We start from the raw sequence: 1,736 nt of genomic DNA on the forward strand, positions 1-1,736 counted from the left end.
GGCAGGTGCTCCGCGTCCGCGACGACGCCGCCGTCACGCACCGAGGGGACGCTCGCGTCGGCGTCCAACGGCACATAGTGGGCGCCGGCCGCGAGGAAGGCGTCCGCGAACTCGGACGGACCCGCGCCGACGTCGAGCACGCGCGCACCGTCGAGGTCGACGTGCTCGGCGAGGATCGCGATCGAGTCGTCGGCGAGAGCCGAGTAGAAGCGGTGCGGGTCGCTCTGCTCGACGAGGAACGCACGGAACAACCGGACGCTGCGCCCGAGGCCCCGCCGCCTCGCGGCACGTGGGCGAGACGTCACTCCGGCCTCCGCGCGACGAGGTGCAGCGTCGGGCGCAGCCGGGGCACGAGCGCGCGTGCAGCGAGAGTCAGCGGCAGCGTCGCACCGGCGAGAGCGAGCGTCGAGCGCTGCGCGAGAACCCCCTGCGGCCGCGGCGCAGGCCGTACGCGGCGGACGGTGCTCGCGGCGTCGTGGACGAGCGAATCGAGCGGCGGACGACGGATCTCGACGTCGTCAAAGCCTGCCTCACGCGCGGCGCGGACGAGGGAATTGGCGGTGAAGAAGCGCACGTGCGTCGGGTCCTCGAGCATCCACCAGCCGTCGCTCGCGAGGCGCAGGCCGGCCCAGTCGCCGGCCGGGGTGAAGAAGTGGGCGCTACCGCCGGGGCGCAGCAGGGTGTGCGTGCGGCGCAGCGTCTCGATCGGGTCGACGACGTGCTCGAGGACGTGGATGCCGTAGACGAGGTCGACGGACGGCTCCCCCGCCGGCACGTCCTCGATGCCGCAGGCGTGCAGGCGAGCGTGCGCGACGACGACAGTGTCGACGTCCCGTTCGAGCTGATCCGGGTCGGCGCCGGCGACGCGCGCCCCCGCGTCATGGAAGGCGCGCAGCAATCCCCCGGCGCCGTACCCGATCTCGAAGACCGACGCGGGCGCGCCGTCGGCGACGAGGGCACGGTGGGTCAGGCGCAGGCGGGCCGCGTCGAGGGTCGGGTCTCCGCCGTAGGCATGATCGCGGTGGCGCGCGGGCGCGCGATCGAGGTCGCGACGCAGGTGCCCGCAACGGGTGCACGCATCGAGGACGGAGCCTCCCAGGGGCAGATCCGTGCACGGACCACCGCACACTTCGCACGCGCTCATGGAAACGGGCCACCTGCCTTCCTCGACCCCGATACTCTAACGGGCGACCCGGAAGCAGGCAGCCGAACGGCGAGGAGAGCCACAGGATGCACGACGAGCGCGACGCCGAGCCTCTGCGCGTCCTCTATCTGTCGTGGCGCGACCGCGAGAACCCCGAGGCGGGCGGCTCGGAGGTGTTCGTCGAACGCACGAGCGAGGTCATGAGCGAGCTGGGCGCCGACGTCACGATCCACACGGCTCGTTTCCGCGGCGCCGCACGCCGCACGATGCACGGGGACGTCACCGTGATTCGCGCCGGCAACCGGTTCACCTGCTACGCCGCGGGGCTGTGGCACCTCGTGCGGCACCAGCGTGACTACGACGTCGTCATCGACGTGCAGAACGGCGTGCCGTTCTGGTCGCCGCTCGTCGCGCGCATCCCCGTCGTCGCCGTCGTCCACCACGTCCACCGCGACCAGTGGGCGAGCATCTTCGGCCCGCGCCTCGCAAGGTTCGGCTGGTTGCTCGAGTCACGCGTCGCGCCGTGGGTGTACCGGCGCTGCCGCTACATCACCGTCTCGAAGGCGAGCCGCAGCGAACTCGCGAGCCTCGG

3 protein-coding genes are annotated in these 1,736 nt (G+C 72.6%); 1 reads left to right on the plus strand and 2 read right to left on the minus strand.

Annotated elements, in window-relative coordinates; all coding sequences use genetic code 11:
- Together B2284_RS03880 and B2284_RS03885 are read right to left on the minus strand one after the other, a co-directional pair.
- A partial coding sequence (locus B2284_RS03880; RefSeq protein WP_476728565.1) for a class I SAM-dependent methyltransferase occupies positions 1-305 on the minus strand: 305 nt, incomplete at its 3' end.
- Positions 302-1,144: a class I SAM-dependent methyltransferase gene (locus tag B2284_RS03885; RefSeq protein WP_240742496.1), complete on the minus strand. Its 843-nt coding sequence runs from the start codon at positions 1,142-1,144 to the stop codon at positions 302-304. The genes B2284_RS03885 and B2284_RS03880, both read right to left, overlap by 4 nt.
- An 86-nt stretch (positions 1,145-1,230) precedes the next feature.
- Between B2284_RS03885 and B2284_RS03890 the strand changes: the two genes are divergently transcribed.
- A partial coding sequence (locus B2284_RS03890; RefSeq protein WP_286697218.1) for a glycosyltransferase occupies positions 1,231-1,736 on the plus strand: 506 nt, incomplete at its 3' end.

Source organism: Dermacoccus sp. UBA1591, assembly GCF_002322065.1.
GTDB lineage: Bacteria > Actinomycetota > Actinomycetes > Actinomycetales > Dermatophilaceae > Dermacoccus > Dermacoccus nishinomiyaensis.

Coding starts and splice junctions, on each gene's coding strand:
- B2284_RS03885 (WP_240742496.1), bottom strand. CDS start 1,144: ATGAGCGCGTGCGAAGTGTGCGGTGGTCCGTGCACGGATCTGCCCCTG.